The following is a 21,306-nucleotide window of genomic DNA, read 5'->3' as shown; positions in this document are numbered from 1 at the left end:
TGTTCGTCATTTAGATCGGTTAGTGATCGCCCCAGTTTCCCCCAGAACCAGAGAGCGATCGCATCCCCTAATGGGAACCCTGTTAACAGTTGCGTTTTTCAATATCATGAAATTATTGAACTTTCTCAAACCCAAGAAGCCAGCCCAGCCGAGCATTGAAAGTTACGGACAACCCAGCAGCATTGAGCCAGAACAGATTCAGTCAATCATGGAATGGTTGTTTGCCAGTCTCATGGCAGCAGGGTATCTCGGTAAATCGCACCTTTTTTGGTACGATAGCGACAAGCCAGACCCCAGTTTAGAGCAGGTGGTCAAAAAAGTTATCCGCCGTGACGAACCAATATTTCTGTATCGCTGTGGTGGTAGAGTGTCGCCAGCGCCAAACGGGTATTACTGGCGAATGATGGGCGAGCATCCATCGATGCGGGTATATCAGTTAGAAATTGAAGATGATAGCTGATAAACCCGTTAACAAGTTTCTTACTTTCCGGTTCTGGGGGATAATCTACTGGTTTGTACAATCCCAGCAATATCCTTGGAAGACAACCAGCTAAACCTATTCTCAGATTTGACTCTTACACCAGCACGTAGAGCAGAGACACTGGTAATGAGTGCTTCAGCCCTGCTGAAGTGGAAAGGGCAAATATTTGAGTATCAGCAACGTGTAAGACAAAGTCAATCACCAAAGCAAGCAACATTGTTTGACCTAGCCCCCGCGCACTGTGACCCAGAGCAGATTGATCCGTTTAAGCTGCATTTACAACCAATGGCCTTTTACCGGATGCCAGATGATTTTGGTCAAGCCGCTTTGTATTTTGTGATTGATAGTGCAGCTGAACTGTTGCTTTATGTTGGGGAAACCTGCCGTAGTAATAAACGCTGGCGTGGGACTCATGGTTGCAAGGGTTATATCAGCAGTTACCAAGGCTTACATTATCGCTATCAGATAGAGACGGCGGTTAATATTGGTTTTTGGTGGGATGCTCCGGTGGAGAGAAAAGCACGGCAAACTTTAGAACAGGCTATGATCCAGAAGTGGCGATCGCCTTTTAATAAAGAAATGTGGGAGCGGTGGGGACAACCGTTTGGGTAGGGCATTTTCAAGCGAGGATTGTCGGAGCGATCGCACCCTTGGCTTGATGTTTGAATGTTGGTAAACGTAAATTCTCTTATGAAAGACGAAAAATTGATTGAAAGCTTGGAAGGGCTAAATTTGTTTGATGCTTATATTTTTGAGCGAATGTTTGAGGCGTTTGCTGACCTTCGCGAATTAGCTTCTTACAACAAGAAAGCGATGCCTAGCCTTGAAGAGGCTCTAGATTGTGCCATCAAGCATAGTTTTCAAAGTAAAAATTTATCCCCAAGCAGAGACGTTCTTATTGCACGATTTCGTGCAGTGTTGGCGGATGAAAAGATCCCAGAGGGAAGACCGAATAGATATTCTTACCGCAGGCGCTTAAGACGGATTTGCTGCTTTCTAAATGATGTGCTGCTGGATGTTAGGCGTAAGCTAAGATGCTCAGAAGACTATGTGCTGAGTTTTAAGCACAACAGAGAATCTGAGTTCAAAGTAAAACTCAAATTCATTGTCGAACCACAGGCTATGCTTTCTTACAATACCAAAATCACTAACTGGCTGTGTCAAGCTGAGTAATCCACTGATTGATTTGGTCGCGTTTATCAGCAGTTAGTCGCTCAATTGCTGCATAGATAGCTTGTTTTTTATAGATTTGCCATAAATCAGAAATCATCCCCATATCTTCACAGATTTCTAGGTCAGCCGCTATTACTGCCAGATTTTCTTCGGTCAACCATTTTTGAATTTCATTTTCATACTCTGCTTTCATTTGGTTGAGTCGGTTTCTTTCAAAACTAGACAAATTACTCCAAATAACTTTCTTTACACTGTCTGGGCGACGAGACATAATTTGGGTGACATCTGACCATTCTTTGGCGTTGCGAACTTTGAAGGCTAGACATTCTATGCTAGATTCAAAAGTTTGTTCTGGGCAACCAAGTAGTTGAATAGCGTAAAGTAGTTCGGTGAGAGTTAATTCTTGACAATCTAAAAACCAGCTTCTAATTGTGGAATTATAAAATAATAATTTTTTGCCTTCGCTCCTAAACTTGCGCTTTTTGGCTTCAATAATTGGTCGCAGTAATAGGGAACGAACCTCTGGAGGGACTTCTTTAAACTCAATATCAAAGCTAGAAACAATTACTGGCACTCTACTATTTTCGTCCAGCGACGATTCTTCTAATACCCACTTAAAAGATTTACTGCAATTAGGGCAATCCGCTTCATATTGAGTAACAAACTCTGTTGTTTTAGAATGAAAGCATTCTTTGGTACGAATTAAAGCAGGCATTGGTTTAAAAACATGGTGACAGTGCGGACAGCATCTCACCCCTTGGGTATCTGGGTCGCAGGATACTGGGTCTAGGCTCCATTTTCTGTGGTCACAGGGACGACCTAACCTAAACCAGTTATCAGTCATGTCTAGAATAGTTGCATAATCTTTTCCTGGTGCTGGACGCAATATTCTGCCAATCATTTGCAGCCAGAGAGTCACACTGCTAGTAGGTCTCGCAATCACCGCCGCCAGCGAGTCAGGGCAATCAAATCCCTCAGTCAGAATTGCACAATTACTAATGACCAGGGTCTGACCGCTACGAAATCTATCTAAAATTGCTTTACGTTCATTATTGGGTGTATCTCCATCCAGATGTTCGCTCTTAATACCATCAGCACAAAACGCTGCGGCGATTTGTTTTGAGTGCATGACGTTAACTGCAAAAATAATTGTCTTTTTACCAGCACAAAAATTTTTCCACTGCTTTAATACTTCGGACGGTTTGTAGTCAGAAGCAACTGCTTCTAATTCTTTTTTGGTGAAGTCGCGTTTTTGAGGGACTTTGTGCTGGGAATATTTAAAGCCTGCTATCAATTTATAATCTGTTAAGTAACCAGAGGCGATTAATTCTTTGGTGGTAATTGAGCAAATCAGGTGGTCGAAAATATCTCGCAATCCATAACCATCTTCTCGCCTGGGTGTGGCTGTCACTCCCAGAGTAAGAGCATCTGGATAAGCATCGAGCAATTTGCGGTAACTATTAGCTGAAGCATGGTGAGCTTCGTCAATAATGACAACCTGAGCAGTCGGGTAAGTTTTGCGACGAGAAAGAGTTTGAATACTGGCTACTTGAATTAACGAGTCAGTTGGCTTGTGTCCTGCTTTGATGATTCCTGGTTGAACTTTTGTGGCAGCAGCCAGTTTCTCTGCTGCTTGGTTAATCAACTCTTCTCTGTGAGCGACGACCAACACGCTTGAGCCAGTGGCGGTAAATTTAGATGCCACTGCTGCAAAGATAATAGTCTTACCACCGCCCGTGCTTAGTTGTAGGAGTACTTTCTGAGTTCCTTGAGACCAAGTGGCGAAGGTTTTTGAAACTAAATCCTGTTGGTAATCGCGCAGATTGAACATTCTTGATAATGGTCGCTCTAGTCAAGAGTGGTTTTGCCCAGCATATTTATGATACTCATGAGCTTGAAAAGTAGACCAATAGAAAATGGCAACCCTCGCCACCTCACTCCTTCTATCAGGATATAGAAGATTCCATTGAACACTTCCTAGATATCGACTTGACGCTCCACCTGGGGTTGTTCTGGAATCAGCGAGTCAAATCAAAATATAGACAATCAAAACTAATCGGCAGGTGATTCCATTCCCAACCTTGGGAATGAAGTTGTGAGGGATTGTAGGGGCTGTAATGTTTGCTGCGTAAGATAACAATCGATTTCTTGTAGTCCTAACTTTTTGTACAAGTTTTTAGGACTACAAAACTACTTGGTTTCCCTTGCGCACAGGTAAATATCGCGGCGAGTTTATCACTCGCATCCTATCCCATCCTTATCTCTATCAAATTTATGTGGATCGGGCTGGTTGACTCTGAATCTACGATATGGAATATCTTTGCAATCTAAATCCGCCGAATTAGGTGGAAGGCAGAAGTCAGGATATGATGAATCACATTGTCGCTGTGGTTGGGCTATTACTGACTGAGTAGTGCTTTTACCTTGTCTAAAATCCCAAGGCATCACTGGCTTGGCTTGGTTCCAGAATCCTAATTTTTGTAGCTTGGCAGCAGCCTCAGCCTGGAGGAATTGGTCTTTAGTGTTGGCGCAGCCTTTTAAATACTGTCGATAAACTACTGCCTGTCCTTCCTGAACCATGTTGAGGTTAATCGAGCGATCGCCTACATAAACCTCAGCCACAAGTCGCTTGTACTTATCTCGCTCAACTTGCCTGACTTTGATAGATTTACCAACTGGAAGTAATTGCTTGAGCCGGTTTGCTGAGTTCTGTCCCCAAGGTTGTTGTTTCATCTCAGGAGCGTCAACACAGGCTAACCGGATAGTTACAGTCTGTCCTTGTTGGTTTCGTACCCGTAGTGTATCGCCATCCCCGACACTAACTACAGTCATAGCAGGTAAGTTGGTTTGAGCAGTAGACGGAAGCCCAGAGAGCAGCATTGCAGCTATTGCAAGGACAGCAGTCTTGTTCATGGTGAATATCAATGTATTACTGGTAATAAATTCTACTTTCCATGACCTTAATCGTCCGTGATAAGCATCACTGTGGGCGGGTAGCGATATAGTGCTGCTTCCCCACCGCCATTAACTTATTTATCCAAAGCTTGACAGATTGAAGTAGCACATATTACTTTTTTACCTAGTGCGATGAACCTCATCGACACCACTCACCAGAACCTTGAAAACCGCATAACTTCGTTGACTGGTGTCGATTGCTTACACAGTATAGTTTCCAAGCTGTGAAAAGCCAAATTTATTGATAATTTTCAGTACTTATTGACACTATAAAAAGTGGTGTCGATTAGGGGGTCTGAAAGCCTTGCTATGTATAGTTTCCAGAAGTGAACTCTTTACGATCACATCGCCCCGCAAGGGGATGGAAACAAATAATTTGTGGACAACGTTAATTAGCCGTCTTCAACTTTACGATCACATCGCCCCGCAAGGGGATGGAAACTAAGGGTTCCATCTCCATTATAGAGAGTAGAAGCAGACTTTACGATCACATCGCCCCGCAAGGGGATGGAAACTAAATCTCCTGGATTCAGAGTGTATAACTCTGGATAAACTTTACGATCACATCGCCCCGCAAGGGGATGGAAACGGATGGCATCTAATCCTGCTTTATCTCCCCAACCCTTTACGATCACATCGCCCCGCAAGGGGATGGAAACATTGCGTGTCTACCGGATGTACGATCCCAGACGGAGTCTCCCTTTACGATCACATCGCCCCGCAAGGGGATGGAAACAGATAGAAATAGAGAGAGTTTACAGCAACAATCACCTTTACGATCACATCGCCCCGCAAGGGGATGGAAACTTTTTGGTTGCAAAATTGCCTTTAACAACTGTTGACTTTACGATCACATCGCCCCGCAAGGGGATGGAAACACAAAGCTATGCTCGCAATTGAGTGAATCTTTTACCTTTACGATCACATCGCCCCGCAAGGGGATGGAAACAGGAGATGAAGTTTGTGGAATGGTAAATTCCAATTCCTTTACGATCGCATCGCCCCGCAAGGGGATGGAAACATTACTGCTCCTGCGATAATAACTATCAGGATAAGCAGCCTTTACGATCGCATCGCCCCGCAAGGGGATGGAAACCAATGTCACCAATTTCAGCCTTTGGGTTTGCTTGAACCTTTACGATCACATCGCCCCGCAAGGGGATGAAAAGACAAACCCTTCTCCAATGAATTAAAGCTGTGGTAGGTAATTTCTGATCGCATCGCCCCAAAAATAGCAGCATGAACCAGTTCAAAATCCAGTCCATCTCCATCATCAATGGCTGTACTTTGTTGGTGTATTACACTAGTGGAAAATCCTGGCAGTTTCGCGTGATTAGTCCAGAGGGTGAGGTGTATGGTTCGCGCAAAATTTTCTACACGAGCGAAGCAGCTAGAGTTGCTGGAGTCAGTTGGGTTTGTGGCGAGAAATAAATTGATAGATGCGGTGTAAGTTAGCCAATCAAAACCTCAGCCACTAACATCCGATTCCATTATCGGAATGTTAGTTGCGTTTGGATAGTTCAGCAGTGTGAAAGCCCCGGTGATGTACCGAGGGCTTGTTGTTCATAACTTTCGGCTTTCTCTGAAATACGACCTTTGAGATTAAGTTGCAGTGATTAAGCTCTTGGCTTTAGTTAAATTAGTCTGAATCCACTATATTGCTGCGCTCTTTCAGTAAACCATATTAAAAATTCGGGGAAAGTTGCTGGGTTAAGGACTTCAGTCACATTGAATTGATAAAGAATCCCAAATCTGGAAAAATAAATTCCCAAGCGTGTTAACTCTATGGCATTCGGCTGGAATTTTTGCGCGATAAAAGACAGAGTATAGTAGCCCATCAATTGGTTAAACTCACGACGCCCTAAACTGAGTTTTTTCAATGTTTTAATATCCACAAGCAAATCATCAATCATTAAATCCCCATCGGCACCACTTACCAAAAGTGAAGCATCTGCCCAACTCGGATTGAGAACTATGTTTCCAGTGGCTGGAAAAATCTCAGGATTTAATAATCCAACTAAATTTCGTAAGTCTTGAACATCTATGTCATTAATGGCTAGCAAGTTCTCGTGGATATAGCGAATCCGATATACAGCATCTAGTTTTGCTAGCAATAGAGATGATTTCAGTAACTCATCAGTGAACTGTCCATCTCTTAGAAATGTTTGATAATTTTGCTTTGCTCTCTCGATAACCATTGCGGCTTGTTCATACAAATCATTTCGCTCAATGTGTTGAAAGTAGTGCAGGGCATTCCCCGCTACCCATCCTCCGTCTTGCGCGTGGGGATTGAGATACTTAATATAAAAGCGAAGTAAGTAATCGTAGGCAGTCCCAACTAAACTGGCGTTACCGCCCTGGGGGGGTGATGCCAAGATTTCTTGTTTTACATTAAACCTTGGCTTGGGGAATTCTTGGTTAAATCTTGCACGAACATCTGGTTGTTCTAGAAAGTCGCTCAGACTCATAGTTTTGTCCTCCAAAGTTTTTATAAACTTATTTTGAAAGTGGTATAGTTAGCTATATACAAGCTATACCGTCAATGAAAAAACAAGCCAACTTCAAACTTCCTGAAGAGCTAATCACAGCCCTTCAAGACAGAGCAGCAGCAGAACGCACTAGTGCGACAGATTTAGTTATCCAAGCCTTAAACTCTTTCTTGGGAAATCCAGAAGAAGGTTCAAGTATAGGAAACACAAGTATAGGAAACAATATATATGATATAGCAGATTGTGTAGAAGGCTTGAAAGCAAGATTAGACAAACTTGAAGCTAATAAAAATTTCTATTTCATGTACAACTCGCCCTCTTGCGAGGCTAATGATATAGATATACGTATAGAGAGCGATAGCATAATTCCCAACTCAGAAGAGGTGCTTTCTCTGGAGAGCAAGGTTGAAGAACTTGAGGCTCAAAATAAAAATCTTCTTGACCGAGTGTCCGCACTAGAGGCTTTGATGCAGGAATACCGTTATCAGAGCCTACCACACAGTATTGAGCGAGATTTTAAAAGTTAGCACAACCAATATTGTTTTGGATTCTTGATTTTTCCATTGCAAACAGTTATCCTCATGCTGCTAGCCACTGCCTAATAAGCTGTTTCTTTGACTCTGGTAACCTTCGGCTTGCGACTCTCAAAGCCGAACTGTAGGGTACGATCGCCCGTAGATCGGCTAACATTTCCGCATCCTCGCAGTGGTTGAGCAACACAGCTAAATCTTGTACGCATTCTTCCCTCAGCCAGTCGGCTTCTGTAAACTGTTGACCATTGACCATTGGCTGTTGACTGTTGAGCATTGACTGTTGAGCATTGACTGTTGAGTGTTGAGTGTTGAGTGTTGACTGCTCCGCCTCTTTTTTTAGCTGTAGTTCTCGCTTCAAGTCAAGGGAAGCTAGTACATTTGCTCTGTCCTGATCTAAAATCATTTCTGAATCAAGTTTGTAATATTTGGTATTGTTGGTTTTTCTGTGCTGCTTTAGCCTGATGCCAACCTTACCCAAAATGCGATTGATAAATGTAATAATCTCAGTATCTTTGTTCACCGTGATATTGAAAGCAGTTTTGAGTAATTTTTTCTGGGGTAAAACCGATTTTTTGAACCACTCTTTAAGAGTGGAATCATTACCGTGATATTCACTCTCAAAATCGTCTAATGGTATAGCGTCGAAAATTCCTATTTTATTAATAGCCTCTACCTTTGTGCTGAAAGTGCGTAAATCTGGAAGATAGGGAACTCCCTCGCAGAACTGCTTTAACTTATACTTCCAATGCTTTCTGTCCGCTTCTTGAGTAGCGTCAACATTCTGAGACATCCAGAACAACTTCACAGCATTCAACCAAAATCTATTGTCTTGATAAACTCCCTTAAATAAAAACTCAGGAGTTAATTCTAGTCCGGGTAACTCATCTTTTAAAAATGCTTTGTTGGCTTGATGCTGTTCTTCATTTGTGGGGTTTGGTTTCCGGCTTATCTCTTTTGCAACTTCTAAGGGAATATCAACAGCATTGGCTGTCATTGTGGCGCGATTGAGTTTAATTTCTGTCTTCTCTTCCCTCACAGAGTCACCTGCATTAGTCTTTTCTTCTGCCGCAATATCTTTAAGGTTATGCCCCTCATCAATCAATTCTTGTCTAAGTTGAACAGCTAGCTGAGATAATGCAAAGTTGCGTCTGGCTTTAAGCTTACAAAATAAATCTACGTGTGGATTATTCCAGGTTCCACCTTTACCCATCATTTTAGTTAATTGCTCTATCAGCTTAGGCAGTATATCAACATCATTATTAGATTCTGCTTGCTCTCTAGCTAAATGCAATGCTATATCAATTATTTCTGTAGTTGTCTTGTTGTATGAGAACATTTGGTTTTTGATTGCATCTGGTAAGAAGGCATTGCAATCATCGGTATTTGATGTTTTACCCCTGTCAGCACACCACACAATTCTAGGTACTGGCTGCCTAACTCGTGCTAACATCTGCCTAGCCTGCGATGGTTCTAGGTTGCCAAAAAACAAGCCAAATACATACTTGAAGTAGGGGACATCCAGAGAACATCCTACACCCAAAGACGGCGTATAAATTAGAATTTTTGGCTGATATTCTTGGATTTTTTCGTTGGGACGTTTAACAAAGTCTTTACCAGAATCGGTTTGAGTGGTTTGGGCATCAATACGAATTAAGCCATTGAAACTTGATGCCAAATAAGGGTATTTCTTGACTAGATGACTAGCCAGCGATTCGGCTTCAGATTGATTATCTAATGCCACTGCTATAGGTTCACAGTTCTGATCGCTTAACCAAATTTCAATGAGAGAAAGTACCACATCTCGCTTACCAGTATAGAAATCAATATCCCATTTATCGCTATCAGGTCTGATGTAATTATGCTTGACGATAAAAGGCTTGTGTCCAGGGGCGATCGCTGTTAGGTAGTCGTAAGAAATGTTAGTTAAATCGGCATCAGCCCCAATCACCAAGCCATTGTTATCAAGACATTCTCTGATTTTAGTTTCAAGGGTATAAAGAATTGTTGGGCGTCTATCCTTGCAAGTACTTGATGTTGCGACGTGACTTAGACCTAGTTCAATCTCATCAATTACTACTACTGTGTTAGACCAGTCTCGATCAAACAGCTTCGCTAAAGAATCCCAACATAAGCCAATTCCATCAGCAGTTTCTAAAAAAGTAGCCGTTTTAATTACTTCGCCTTCATAATTAAATTGTTCTGATTCAGTCAGATCGCCGTCTTCAATCCAGGTAATTTCCCATTCGATAGCTTGCGCTCGACCGAGTGCTATTCTTGCGGTAATCGAGATAAATCTAACGCCAGTTCTCTCTTGATAAACTCGCTCAACTTCTGGCTTATTGTCTCCAGTTATTGATAATTGATAAGGATGATAAACTTCCTGATAATATCCACCACAAAGCTTATCTTTAATCCGTTTGATAGTAACTGATTTACCAGCACCTTTAGGAGCTTTAATCAGCACGATTCCCTTATGAGGAATAATATCTACTAGGTTATCTGGCAGATATTTCTCATAGGGGTTGCAAACATAATCAGCTTTATAAGTGAGCGTGTGTAATTGCTTCTGAACTGCTAAAACTTTATCTTTCCAATCAGTTGGGGTTTTACCGCCTCTTGCTACATCGGCAGCTAAATTAATCTCTTCATGAAGTGCGTCAACGTCTCCTAAACCAGCTTTCACCCAATCGGCAATATCGCCGCCGTCAAGACAATCAGCCCATAGTCTAGTAGGATCAATAGCGATAAACGGTAAACCAACCTTAGCAGCAGCTGTGCGACACTTTTCTAACTTGCTGTAACCTGGCTTATCGTGATCCGGCCAGTAGACAATTCCAGCAATATCGATATCCTTGAAAAGTTGAAAATATTCAACTAGCAAGGCTTCACTCCAGCTACCACCTTGAAAAGTCGTTGTCAGGAAACCAAAAATACTTCTGGCAACATCGGCGCACTTTTCACCCTCAACACCCAAAACCCATTGACCAAAACCATGTTGGGTGATTTCGTCAAATCGGTATGGTTGCCAAGGTTTATCACCTTTGGCGTTAACTTCCTTGCCATTAGCATCCAAGTGAAAGGGAAGTGTAAGTTTGCTACCATCTGCCCTCTCAATTCTTTTTACCCATTGACTAGGCGAGTAAGGGTATTTAATCTCAATACTTTTCTTGACCTTTACTCGTACCTCTTGCTTAACGGCATAAGGCAATGTTCCCAGTTGAATATCTCCGGCGGGAATTGCGGCGGGGGAAATTACAGCTTTAGGTTTTTGGTTGTGAGTTTTGGGGGCAAAGCCTTTTTTCTCAATTCCCGCTTCTGCTAAGGCCTCATCTAGTGGGCGAATAGATTCTCTAATAACTTTGGTGGAACATTCCTCACCCCAACAATGATACTGACCGTTAGACGGGTTAATTGTTAGTGTACCCTCACACACAGGGCATATATAGCGGTTTTTCCCCTTTTTCGGGGTTAATTGGTCGATAAAGTTTCTGATATCGAACTTCTCAAGGGTGCGGTTAAACATGATGCACCCCCTCTGGCTTTGGCTTAACCGCGATCGCTATCTTCCGCAAACAATCGCCGCAGATAATCGCCACTCGCGAGCGATCGCGGCTATAAACCAAAATAAAAAGCTCATATCCACATTTCGGGCATTTATCAGGGCGGTTCATCTCGCTACCCCCATCTGCGGAATATTAGCCAGCACGAAAAGCGCTAAGTCGCCCTCAATCCCTGACTCAGCAAGTATTTCAAGGTTTGTTGTTAGTTCTCGTCGGCGGATCGCTTTAACTAGTTTTCTGTAACGCCAAGATTGACTAATTCTAGTCAGAAGCGATAGAATGGTTGTCAGATAGGTCTTTTTTGACAATAGGTGCGAGAGTATACCCACTCTCGCATTAATATTTTTGTCCATAGATACCGTCCGTTAGATTGGGTATCTCTGGGCTTTTAAGTTTTCCGAATAATGGGTAAGCTTGAGTTAATAGAATTTATTAGTTGACTTGTCTGGTTGACAAGTTTCTGGTGTGCGACTGGTAATCGCTCTTTGTGTCGAATTTCAAGCTTAATCAGCTAATTCGGTACTCAAGGCCTAGAGACTTTGTTGATCAGCATTTTTTTTCTTTGGGAGAAGGTTCGGCGATGGCCTTACGCAATGGCTTTGCCTGTGGTTTTCGCGTCGATGATTCTTTTATCGCTTCCATCTCAAAAATTAAATTTAAGCAGAGCATGATCACCTCAAAAATTTGATGATACTAGTAAACCATGAGTCTGGAGGTTTTTTGATTTCCGCTAATAAAGTCTGTAATGCTTGCTGTGACGGAATTTCAAATTATGAGAAAATCATGAAAAAGTATGAAGAAGTGTGATCGCCCCTATATGTAAAGAAGTGCGATCGCCCTTCAGTAGTGAGTAAGAAAAAAGTAAGAAACGCCCGGTGTATACAGATTGCAAAAGCTTGTGGCGCTTAGTTTTGGGATAGGTGCGACTGCTCACCCCTAGCTGCTAAGAATTTCTACTTCAATTGTTTCACCGATTAAAACCACGATTCTGTTTGTTCTTTCATCAAATCTGACCAGTTCTATATTCCTTAGTAGGTTACTAACGCGAATACACAATCGGAAAAAGGCTTTTAGTTGCTCTATTGTCGGTTCCATTGGGTGATCGCCTGTGTATTGGCTTGTTGTTGCCTCGCCGTATCAACCAGATTGGTTGTTAACAAGTGATTGATTTCTTCTAGCTCGATTTCCCATCTCATCTGGTTTTCTTGACCACCGAAAACGCTTTTTAAATACTGCTGTACATCTTTCCATCCTTTCTTTTTTACTACCTTAAGAACCGCTTTTCTGTTTGGATAGACTAATATTTTCACGCGGTTAAATGGGTCTTTTTTAAAATCTTGTTTTCGCGTGATTATGTAGTTAGCTTCATTAACGGATTTGCATCCATTATTTTTTTTAATTTCAAGTTTTAGCGGATGTCCTGGTGTGTTGTTCATTTCCCCGCCTCAATCATTTTGGCTAATGATTCATGGTCAAAGCAGTCTAAATAGCTTACCAGTTCTCGAAACTGCTGATATTTTTCTTCAGCATAGCTATCTGGTGTAAAACCAAGAACTTCGCAAAACTTTATATAGTCAGCATTCCAAGCAAAAGTATTAAGGGCAGTCGCAAAGCTTTTGACTGCCTCTAAAGTTTCAGGATTAGGTGATTCAGTCATGCAACCCCCTTGCCTTGATCAGGTGAGGGGGGTTTTTGCAGTAGTTTCCGAGCCTCCAAAGCTTCCTCAATTAAAATTGCTGCCATTTGGCTCTGAGAGCGTCTTTCTGTCCCTGCCAAATTTTTGACAGTTTCATAAACCTCATCAGGCAGCACTACGTTAACCCTTCCACTCATGGTGTTATCTGTGTTCATTCCTCTACCTCATGATACGCTTTGTGCTTTCAAAATGGTTTAACACATATTGTGTTAAATGCGTCACTAGAGCTATGATGACACAGAATGACACAGACAACACAGATATCACAGCGAATCGAATCGCAACAACTTAAACCACTATCTGAAGAATCGCATTATGACCAATCAAACGCTTTCTGTGATTGAAGTAGAAGCCACAGAAGTAACTGAGGAAACGGGTATCGAAACGGGTATCGAACCGCAAATCGAAGCTGAATCGAAGCGTGAGAGCCTGTTTGATACCTGGGTACTATCAGCTGTGGCACGGGAACTGGCCGAACTAGACAAGTCTGGATTTCAACGCTCTATCTCTGGCTTAATCGACAGCTACAAAATCCCTGTAGACCTTTTACGGCGTGGTGAGGGGAAAAATACACAGTATTCTGGCTACGCTGTGAAACTGGTCAAGGCTGTTAGAAGTGCGGATAAAACTAGCATTGAAAGCCTCTTAAAATTCTCCCCAAAGCCAACACAACAAGCTAATTGTTCTGCCCTAGCAACTGTCAATAAAAACAATCAACTGGCGCGTCAAAACGATGTCAAAACCGTTGAGAATTTTACCCAAGCCAAGCAAAACTTAAACGCTGGAATGCAGAATTGGCGTATGTTAGGCGCTTCTTTAGCTGCCAAAGTGAGCAAGGAAATCAAGGCGGGCTTTGCGGAACAATTCAACTCTGAGATGCAAGATTTAGGCGTACAAGCTCAAGATGTTTTCAACTTGGAATAGATGACCAATTTCCAAAAAACAATACTCCAGATTGAGAAAAGCCAAAAACTCTCATACCTGCTAGCAGCAATCACAATCTCACTCTCAATGCTGTTTTGGCTTGCTGATATCCAGGTTAAAAGCGATCGCCCCTCCGACCAAGAAGTAAGCGATCGCCCTTAGTCCACGCTCAAATAAGGAAATGAACTCATGAAATCATATCTCACCATTGCCTTCACAGGGTTAATCATGCTGGCTTTCACTTCTTCAGCACAGGCACAAGCAAACAACCCACACAAATTAATCATTAACCGCATAACTCGCGGTCAACGTGTTTGTAACCGCATCTACAACAACTTCCTCATTCAATCCCACAAACAATTTTTAAACAATGCTTGCAAAACATGGGGGTTAGGTCGTGCTGTGGATTTAGTAACTGGTGACCAACAAAAAATAGAACAGCCATTGTGTGAGCCAAGAGTTGACTCTTGCGGTATTCGTTCCGGTCAATAACTAACAAGAAAGAGGGGTAAAATTCCCCTCACACACTTGCCTTCGTAAAATCCCGTCCTGGAGAATTTACTCCCAAATGATAAACCAGCTTCCCGCTACCAACAGCAGAGATTTAACAACAGTTCAACGTTGTTTACTAGAGGCTGAATTGTTGCTAACAGAGGCTAATACTTTGGCTCAAAACCTCAAAAAATCTAACCCAAACTTAGATGAGTTCGCCTCCAACGTGGCGGATTCTCTGCATTATTGCACCGAAGTACTCAACAAAATTGAAGGGTGATTCATGGATGAATTATCAAACAAAATTGAGGAATTAAAAACTGATGAACACGAGTTAAGGCAGGTGCTTGACCAGCATGATTTAGACGCATCTCTAGAGCAAGAATTTAATGCAATAGATGCCCAATTCCGCAAACTCGAAATCATCTATCAATCGCTAATTAACGCTAGGAGATTCTTAAAAGATGGCTAGACTAAACAATTCCACCAAGTCCGCAGCAGAGACTGTAGCAGCCAAAATAGCAGGAGGCAACAAAACAACCACATCACAAGCTAACAACGTGGTGCAGATGCCCTCTATAGCCACTGATGTAAAGGGTAACGTTAACGTAAATGTTCCAGGTTTACGTGTGCTTGAGCCTGATTTAGTATCTAGTTCCCTGCCACACTTTCACCCAGAAAAATATTACATTACTGACCCTCTTAACCCTTCCGATAATTTGCCCCAGGCAACAGAAGCACAATATCAGCGTGGCATGGCTATCTATGAAGGCGCACAAAGAGCATTAAAAATGACTGGCGCGGCTATGGATACAGCGCGTGAGAAGTTCACAGTCATAGGTAAGCAAGCTAAAGCTTTTGGCGCTGGAATTCAAGCATCTACCGAACTTGAGAAAGTTAAGGGAAACTACCTTGATTACCTGACTCAATTAGAAGTAACTCAGCAAAAAGGCGTGAGCTTTGATGTATCTCAAGTTAAGACTTTTACTGATAGAAATATCGCTGTACATACCAAGACTGATTTATCAGAAAAATTGAAACAAGCCCAAATCAAAGCGCAAGAATCAGCCGCTAAAACCCTAGAGGCACAAGGTAAATTAAACGCTTTTAGACAACAATTGGGTGAGTATTTGCCGAAATAAACAAGGAAGGTAGACGTAAATCGTCTACCTGCTTAATAATCCATCATTTTTCAATTCAAAACTGTCACCAATATGAAAATATCATCAAAACACAAAATTGCGCTAGGAACTGGTATTTTTGGACTGTTTGCGGGAATAGCCATTACTTCTGGAGGATTTAGAAATTCTCTCGCTAAAACTATCAGCATTGCTGGCGGTGCTGCTATCCCTGCTATCTTCCTTACTCATTTGATTGTTGATACCCGCGCTCAAAGCAAAATTAATGATGCTGAGGGTTATGTAGAAGAACTGGACAGAGAACTAGAACAAGCTAATAAGCAGCTAGGGGATAGCAAGGCAAGGTTAGCTAGTTTTACCCAGGAATACGAAGGTTACAAGCGCCAATCAGAAGAATTAAACCAAGAATTAACAAGCCAGCTTAATCTAACCAAACAATGCTTAATTGCTTGTGATGCTGATAAAAATCGCGCTATTGAACTAATTACCCAACTACAAAGCAACATCAAAGTATTAGAGGCGCAAGCCAGCAAAGACCGGGAACAAATTAACTATCTGGCTTCAGAAATTGAGCAATGGGAATTAAATTTTCATTCGCTAGTCGATGCGGAGTCAGATAAAAAATTTAAAACTGCTAGGGCTAACGAGATTCAAAAAATCTTTGACGAACACGATGCCATCACCCAGGAAGCTATGGCACTGTTTCGCCAGTTGCAATCTTGGGGTGAAAAAGTGGCACATGGTCACAATAGCAAGCGCGAGATTATCCGAAGCTTGGCAACTGTCTACAACGGAAATCTAGATGAAATTCAAAAAGCCGTTGAGCAGGAGAGAGCAACCTACCTTGAGCAAATTGAATTACTCAATGAGAAAGTAGGACGCTTGCAGCAAGAGTTAGCAGGTGAATTGCTAGAACCGACTTATGGCAACTTTGGTTTTGATGTGAATGGTAAAGTTGCTAATGCGATCGCCTACGACATCTGGCAGTCTTACAAAATTCCTCTGATTGTCAACGGGTTTGAGGAGCATGAAGAATCGGTATCTGTTGGGTATGGGTTTTCAAGAACTTTAGATATCCAAAATTTTTTAAAACTGCTAGATAGAGAAAGTAAAAATATCTCTAGCAGATTAGGAATTTTTCTTCTTTATGATGTCAAGGCTGAAAAAATTTCACCGACTATAAGTTTGAAATTTAGGCGAGAACGTCCCAAGCCACTCAACGACGATGAGATTTACAAACTTGGCTTAATCCCCGCTTCCCAATTTGGCGATCGCGTATTTCTCCACACCGACCACAAAACCAAAGGTAAGCCCACGCTGAGAATTATGTCTGCCACCGGGGGTGGTAAGGGCATCGCTACTAAGAATATCGTCGCCTACTTCCTAACTTTGGATAACTGGGAAATTTGGGTAAGTGACCCATTGGACGGTAGTGAGGAAGATTACTGGCATTGTCCAAAAATTTCTACCAGTCCCAAAGAATCAGCACAAGCTTACTCGGCATTTGTAAAACTCCATAAGGATAGACAAGCCAAACGACCAGCAATGACTGACAAGTTTGTGTTGGGCATCTTTGACGAGTTTGATAAGCAGCACGATGACGATGATAAGAAATCGGCAACTGAAATCATGACCGCCATTAGGCATACAAAGCAGCGTCAAATATTAATAGGACAGTCTGGAGAAGTGGGAGAAAATCGGTGGACTTGGGATGCAATGAAAAATTGCTCACTGCTGTTTATTGAGGACGCGATCGCCACTGCTATCAAACACGATAAAGACTTGGGTTGGTCACTGGCTAAAAAGCGTGAGATTCAACGGAAGTATGAGAAGTTCGCACAGTGGGCAGCAGCTAAAAATGAATCTCAAAATCTGTCAAGCGAGAACGCTTACCGCATAGGTTTAATTATTGTAGGCGATAGATATGAATTTCTAGAAATTCCCTCAGCGCACAAAGGTATTTTGCGTAATGGGGTAGGGATTATCAGAGAATCATTAACCATCTATCCAGAAACATCTAGCAGTGATTTGTCTGCCATCAAAAATGATAGCTCGATAAATTCAAGCCAAGAAATTGAATGCCCACATTGCCACAGTGCTGAATTTACTAGAAATAAATCCGTAAAAAATCCATTGATGTATCGGTACAAATGCAAGAACTGTGAAAAAACTTTCATAGCCCCTAACAACAAAATAACCAGCAGTAATTAGTCAAAAACCGTGTCGGTTTTGTTGTCGGTTTTGTTGTCGGTTTTAGCCGACACTATGCGAACTGATGGCGGATGTGAGGGCTGAAACATTTGATAATTCGTTGTCGTATGCGACCGACATTTACCCTATAGGGGGCTAGGCGGTTTTGGCGATTGAGATTGTACAGACATAACCCAATCAGGCTTTTGAACAAGTATCTATTGTAGAATTTGTTGAAAATACATGATAATGCAGGGGCGCAAAACCTTAGCGTGAGGCAGTTTCAGGACTTACATTTCATGAGAATATAGTGCAAATATATTTTCTCTACAAACCACTGACCAACAGCAATTTCATCATCTCGATTTTTGGGAAACTGCAATGAAAGCAATCTTGAACTTGATGTTTAATTAAAGACCAGCGCCAGTTGTTAAATAACAATTTGGTCTTTTGGTTAAATCTATTCCCAAAATATGTCGGCAGATATTGGTAATATTAGTGGAGTATTTTTTCAAATTAAACATAGTAATGTAGAGGCTACAAAGCTTACTCTCAAAGAGTTTGAGGAGTTGCTTGTTGTGGGAATATATTTAGATTTTCTTCTCAACCAACCAGTGAAATAAGGAACGCACCACTCTACGAGTATGTTATCTAGTCTAAGCTAGAAGACTTCCGCTACATTGCAGCGCAATTAGCGGGAGAGGAGGTCAATCAAATCATGCTAGGGAATCTAAGAGCGCAAAAGCTTACCCACAGGGAGTTTGAGGAGTTGCTTTTGTAAAAAAGTATCTCGATTTTCTGCTCACAAAACACCAGTCATATAGCTCAAGATTAGAGAAAGAACGGATGGAGCAGTAGAAGTCTGGTAAAAGTTTTCAGCCGCCTAACTTTCCCAAGGTTGGGAATGCTAGGAATGGTGGCAGAACTCCCATCCCACTCCTGGGGTGAGGATTACTACAAAAATGCAGTATTTTTTTGCATTATATATCTGGGTGGGGAGCAACCAGGCATCACCGTGCCAAAACGGGTTGCAAGGCGATTTTGAAACCACATTCTCTGCAAAATTTAGATGCGTTCGCCCTAAGCAATTAGCTGTTTTAAAGCTACCTCACATTCTTGATGAATCCAGAAGACTCGATTAACTCCCTGAATTTTTAGCCATCGTGTTATAGCATTTAAAGTTTTGCTGTTAATCAGCCTCTCAAGGAATTCCAAAAAGATGGCAAGCATAGATGCAATTATTCTCAATAATAAAATAATCAGTCTTCTTAACAGATTTGAATTTTGCCTTGAGAACAATCCTCTATCATCCTCAATTACGAGTGGTTTGGTTCGCCAGACTTTCAATAACTGCTTTACTTGCTTGCGATCGCCTTGAGCGGTTTGATACGCAATCAGAGTTCTATACTCCATTGGTTCGAGAGGATAAAAATCACGCCCTCTTTTCGGGTAAAGGACGGGTATGTTTTCGTGATTCGGATGCTCTCCGTAAACTCTTCCATTAACTTGCCACTCAGTTTCAATTTTAATGCGAGGGTGATTCTTGATATTGATACTACTTATAAATGTACTTAAGGCAGCAACTACACTTGAGGCAACTGGTATTGATATGATGATTTCAGTAATATTGCTAAGAGAATTTTGATGAAATAGGAATGCAAGCAACGTTGCTAAATACGTTAACAATACTGAAAAAAAAGTGACCCAAAAAGTCGTCCTCAAAACTCTAACTCTAGTAATTCCCACTAGAAAACAGACTTGTTTTATAGCCAAAGTTAATATGAAAACTATAAGACAAAAAGCCATTAAACTTTGGGAGAAATTCAAAACATACAATATTAAAAACCTAATTAATACATTGCTACCTAAACCAACTGCTACTGGGACTCCTCCAAAGAGAGCGACAACAACGCTTGAGACCGTGGATAATATCAAGGCTAGGCTGAGAGCAATGCGAAGAGTTAACGAGGTAAGATTTCTTGTATCAAGGTAAAGTAAATCTTTGCACTTTGCCACACCTGTACGAATTAGCTTTATATCTTCGTCCAGTTCTGCCTCTTGTCTGGGAGCCATGACTGTATTTGTGAGCCGTACATAATCAAGTTTTAAGCCCGATTGAAAGATGCCATCTTTTTTATAAGCATAGAAATGGCGAAGATTAGGTTTTCTATGGTTTGAGCTACCGAATCCTTTTGTCATGACTTCTAACTCTCTAACCGATGAACTCAAAGGCTGATTTCCTTGATTGAAAAATTATAATCGACTTGAGATCCTTAGAAACTGTTTGCTCCGGTCATGATTCAGGTTTTAGTGATTAGCTCAAAAAGCAATTCATCTCACATTTCACCCGTTCACGAAGTGTTCCCGAAGGGTAGGGGAGTGTGAGATGAATTGCGAGTGAGTTGACGACAGCCGCGCAACTTGGATTCCCACCATTCCCAACAAAGGGAAACTTAATTCTCTTTTGCAGAAATATCGCTACAATCCGCTCCACTTTTTTCTGTGCATAGTCCTGATTACTTCGCCTCCCCAATCAAAGTAAATGCCGCCCAGTTGCTTGGGTTAGGATGCTGTTTCATGGTAACCAACATCGCTAGACGCAATGCCTGTGCTTTATCTGGATTCTTCTGTAACTGACGGTAAAATTCCCCCATCAATAATGCCGAAGGACTATCGGGAATTGACCACAACGTTACGACGACGCTGGGCGCACCCGCAGAAATTAATGCACGCGATAACCCAATTACACCATCGCCTGTGAGCTTTCCTTGCCCAGTATCGCAAGCACTTAAAACAACTAATTCGGCGTTAATTTTTAAATCTAAAATTTCATTGGCAGTTAGTAAGCCGTTATCTTTACCATCCGGGGCGAGAGCGACAGCACCGGGGACACCCAAACCTTTAAAATCATCAAGTAAGCCGTGGGTAGCTAGATGAATAAATCTCGCTTGGGGTAATTTTTGAATAAATGCGGCTTTGGTTGCTTCTTTTCCTGTGATGGCTTTGGTATTAAAAAGTTGGGCGATTTGTTTGGCTTCGGTCTCCGCACCTGGTAACGGAGTTAATTGTTGTGGTGCTTCGCCAATTTTGGGGGCAACACTGGGCATGATAGGATTGCCCATGACTAAGGCTTGATTACCTTTAACTTGTTGTCTTTGTTTGCGCGTTAAATCTAAAACCTGAATTGACGGGGCAGTGAGGATTGTGTGTTTTTCTATTAAATATTTACCTTGCTCATCTTGTAACGTGGCGAAGGGAACGAGGAATAAAGATGATTGCGGGATAAATGTTACTCGCTCATCAGGGTTTTTGGGAAGAAGGTCGGCGATGGGATTAATGAGTAATTCGTGCAGCTTTTGAAAGCGTTGTTTTACTTTAGCTGGATTGGGGTTGTGAGTAACTTGAATTCCCCGACCTCTCACACCGATTGACTCGCGGCTTTGGGTGACTAATTCATCTAAAGTTGTATTCTCTTTTTGCCATAAAGGTTTGAGGTCAGCTTTGCGGAAGGTAACTTCACCATTCGGTTTGACTACCCAAATGTAGAGTTCGGATTCTTTGGTTTCTCCTTTCCCCTGGATTTTGAAGTCATTATAAATAATTGAATATTCAACCAGTATTGTCTTTTGTTGTTTGGCGATTTGTTGCAGTAGGGATAATGTAGGTTTATCAAC

The 21,306-nt window shown here is 41.8% G+C and carries 23 protein-coding genes, 1 pseudogene and 1 CRISPR repeat array; of the genes and pseudogenes, 14 read left to right on the top strand and 10 right to left on the bottom strand.

What is annotated here, in order from left to right; translation table 11 throughout:
* The first annotated feature begins 22 nt into the window (after positions 1-22).
* The 3 genes from AACW45_RS32975 (at position 23) to AACW45_RS32965 (ending at position 1,654) form a co-directional block, all read left to right on the top strand.
* On the top strand, positions 23-460 hold the full coding sequence (locus tag AACW45_RS32975) for a hypothetical protein (RefSeq protein WP_339385113.1): 438 nt from the start codon (positions 23-25) through the stop codon (positions 458-460).
* 147 nt (positions 461-607) lie between these two features.
* Positions 608-1,093, top strand: coding sequence for a GIY-YIG nuclease family protein (locus tag AACW45_RS32970; protein WP_242045810.1), 486 nt, complete (start codon positions 608-610; stop codon positions 1,091-1,093).
* Between the two features lie 78 nt (positions 1,094-1,171).
* Entirely contained in the window at positions 1,172-1,654 is a 483-nt protein-coding gene (locus AACW45_RS32965) for a hypothetical protein (RefSeq protein WP_190637364.1), read from the top strand.
* Here AACW45_RS32965 and AACW45_RS32960 read toward each other — a convergent pair.
* Both AACW45_RS32960 and AACW45_RS32955 read right to left on the bottom strand, forming a co-directional pair.
* On the bottom strand, positions 1,629-3,485 hold the full coding sequence (locus tag AACW45_RS32960; RefSeq protein WP_190637362.1) for a DEAD/DEAH box helicase: 1,857 nt from the start codon (positions 3,483-3,485) through the stop codon (positions 1,629-1,631). The genes AACW45_RS32965 and AACW45_RS32960 overlap by 26 nt on opposite strands.
* A 404-nt stretch (positions 3,486-3,889) precedes the next feature.
* Positions 3,890-4,567 (bottom strand): thermonuclease family protein, encoded by a 678-nt coding sequence (locus AACW45_RS32955; RefSeq protein WP_190637360.1) that lies wholly within the window; start codon positions 4,565-4,567, stop codon positions 3,890-3,892.
* Between the two features lie 375 nt (positions 4,568-4,942).
* Positions 4,943-5,778: a CRISPR direct-repeat array (repeat unit 36 nt; unit sequence CTTTACGATCACATCGCCCCGCAAGGGGATGGAAAC).
* A gap of 70 nt (positions 5,779-5,848) precedes the next feature.
* On the opposite strand from AACW45_RS32955, the gene AACW45_RS32950 reads away from it, so the two are divergent.
* Entirely contained in the window at positions 5,849-6,040 is a 192-nt protein-coding gene (locus AACW45_RS32950; protein ID WP_190637358.1) for a hypothetical protein, read from the top strand.
* Between the two features lie 203 nt (positions 6,041-6,243).
* Here the strand turns inward: AACW45_RS32950 and AACW45_RS32945 are convergent, their stop codons facing one another.
* Complete coding sequence (locus AACW45_RS32945; RefSeq protein WP_190637357.1) at positions 6,244-7,077, bottom strand: hypothetical protein; 834 nt, start codon at positions 7,075-7,077, stop codon at positions 6,244-6,246.
* A 74-nt stretch (positions 7,078-7,151) separates the two neighbouring features.
* Here AACW45_RS32945 and AACW45_RS32940 point away from each other — a divergent pair, with 74 nt between their 5' ends.
* Complete coding sequence (locus AACW45_RS32940) at positions 7,152-7,625, top strand: hypothetical protein (RefSeq protein WP_190637355.1); 474 nt, start codon at positions 7,152-7,154, stop codon at positions 7,623-7,625.
* Positions 7,626-7,677: 52 nt separating this feature from the next.
* Here AACW45_RS32940 and AACW45_RS32935 read toward each other — a convergent pair whose 3' ends face one another.
* On the bottom strand, positions 7,678-11,154 hold the full coding sequence (locus AACW45_RS32935; RefSeq protein WP_190637353.1) for a plasmid replication protein, CyRepA1 family: 3,477 nt from the start codon (positions 11,152-11,154) through the stop codon (positions 7,678-7,680).
* On the opposite strand from AACW45_RS32935, the gene AACW45_RS32930 reads away from it, so the two are divergent.
* The gene (locus AACW45_RS32930) at positions 11,153-11,434 is read left to right on the top strand and encodes a hypothetical protein (protein ID WP_190637351.1); all 282 of its coding nucleotides are present in this window, start codon (positions 11,153-11,155) and stop codon (positions 11,432-11,434) included. The two genes, AACW45_RS32935 and AACW45_RS32930, sit on opposite strands and share 2 nt — an antisense overlap.
* 693 nt (positions 11,435-12,127) lie before the next feature.
* On the opposite strand, the gene AACW45_RS32925 is transcribed toward AACW45_RS32930, so the two are convergent.
* Genes AACW45_RS32925 through AACW45_RS32910 form a run of 4 tightly spaced genes read right to left on the bottom strand, consistent with a single transcriptional unit; the run spans position 12,128 to position 13,042 of the window.
* Entirely contained in the window at positions 12,128-12,286 is a 159-nt protein-coding gene (locus AACW45_RS32925) for a DUF6888 family protein (RefSeq protein ID WP_339381978.1), read from the bottom strand.
* The gene (locus tag AACW45_RS32920) at positions 12,271-12,627 is read right to left on the bottom strand and encodes a hypothetical protein (protein WP_190637349.1); all 357 of its coding nucleotides are present in this window, start codon (positions 12,625-12,627) and stop codon (positions 12,271-12,273) included. The genes AACW45_RS32925 and AACW45_RS32920 overlap by 16 nt, the downstream gene beginning before the upstream one ends.
* A complete protein-coding gene (locus AACW45_RS32915) occupies positions 12,624-12,848 on the bottom strand; it encodes a hypothetical protein (RefSeq protein WP_096608394.1) in 225 nt (74 codons plus the stop codon). Before AACW45_RS32915 ends, AACW45_RS32920 begins: the two co-directional genes overlap by 4 nt.
* On the bottom strand, positions 12,845-13,042 hold the full coding sequence (locus tag AACW45_RS32910; protein ID WP_096608393.1) for a ribbon-helix-helix domain-containing protein: 198 nt from the start codon (positions 13,040-13,042) through the stop codon (positions 12,845-12,847). Before AACW45_RS32910 ends, AACW45_RS32915 begins: the two co-directional genes overlap by 4 nt.
* 160 nt (positions 13,043-13,202) lie before the next feature.
* Between AACW45_RS32910 and AACW45_RS32905 the strand changes: the two genes are divergently transcribed.
* The 8 genes and pseudogenes from AACW45_RS32905 to AACW45_RS32870 all read left to right on the top strand — a co-directional run bounded on the left by AACW45_RS32905 (position 13,203) and on the right by AACW45_RS32870 (position 18,255).
* The gene (locus AACW45_RS32905) at positions 13,203-13,811 is read left to right on the top strand and encodes a hypothetical protein (RefSeq protein WP_190637347.1); all 609 of its coding nucleotides are present in this window, start codon (positions 13,203-13,205) and stop codon (positions 13,809-13,811) included.
* Positions 13,812-13,973, top strand: coding sequence for a hypothetical protein (locus AACW45_RS32900; RefSeq protein WP_190637345.1), 162 nt, complete (start codon positions 13,812-13,814; stop codon positions 13,971-13,973). It begins immediately after the preceding gene.
* Positions 13,974-14,000: 27 nt separating this feature from the next.
* Positions 14,001-14,303, top strand: coding sequence for a hypothetical protein (locus AACW45_RS32895; RefSeq protein WP_190637342.1), 303 nt, complete (start codon positions 14,001-14,003; stop codon positions 14,301-14,303).
* A 76-nt stretch (positions 14,304-14,379) separates the two neighbouring features.
* On the top strand, positions 14,380-14,583 hold the full coding sequence (locus AACW45_RS32890; RefSeq protein WP_190637340.1) for a hypothetical protein: 204 nt from the start codon (positions 14,380-14,382) through the stop codon (positions 14,581-14,583).
* A gap of 3 nt (positions 14,584-14,586) precedes the next feature.
* Positions 14,587-14,775, top strand: coding sequence for a hypothetical protein (locus AACW45_RS32885; protein WP_190637339.1), 189 nt, complete (start codon positions 14,587-14,589; stop codon positions 14,773-14,775).
* Positions 14,768-15,445 (top strand): hypothetical protein, encoded by a 678-nt coding sequence (locus AACW45_RS32880; protein ID WP_190637337.1) that lies wholly within the window; start codon positions 14,768-14,770, stop codon positions 15,443-15,445. The genes AACW45_RS32885 and AACW45_RS32880 overlap by 8 nt, the downstream gene beginning before the upstream one ends.
* A 2,073-nt stretch (positions 15,446-17,518) precedes the next feature.
* Positions 17,519-17,623: pseudogene (locus AACW45_RS32875) on the top strand (IS1/IS1595 family N-terminal zinc-binding domain-containing protein); the annotation flags it as partial.
* 482 nt (positions 17,624-18,105) lie between these two features.
* The gene (locus tag AACW45_RS32870; protein ID WP_190637332.1) at positions 18,106-18,255 is read left to right on the top strand and encodes a hypothetical protein; all 150 of its coding nucleotides are present in this window, start codon (positions 18,106-18,108) and stop codon (positions 18,253-18,255) included.
* Between the two features lie 457 nt (positions 18,256-18,712).
* Here AACW45_RS32870 and AACW45_RS32865 read toward each other — a convergent pair whose 3' ends face one another.
* Positions 18,713-19,861, bottom strand: a complete 1,149-nt coding sequence (locus AACW45_RS32865) for a hypothetical protein (RefSeq protein WP_206758873.1) — start codon at positions 19,859-19,861, stop codon at positions 18,713-18,715.
* A gap of 287 nt (positions 19,862-20,148) precedes the next feature.
* Positions 20,149-21,306 (bottom strand): CHAT domain-containing protein (locus AACW45_RS32860; RefSeq protein ID WP_190637327.1); only part of this gene is annotated, 1,158 nt, incomplete at its 5' end.

Source organism: Calothrix sp. FACHB-168 (assembly GCF_963889195.1).
Taxonomy (GTDB): Bacteria; Cyanobacteriota; Cyanobacteriia; order Cyanobacteriales; family Nostocaceae; genus Aulosira; species Aulosira anomala_A.
This window is presented reverse-complemented; position numbering and strand designations above follow the sequence as displayed.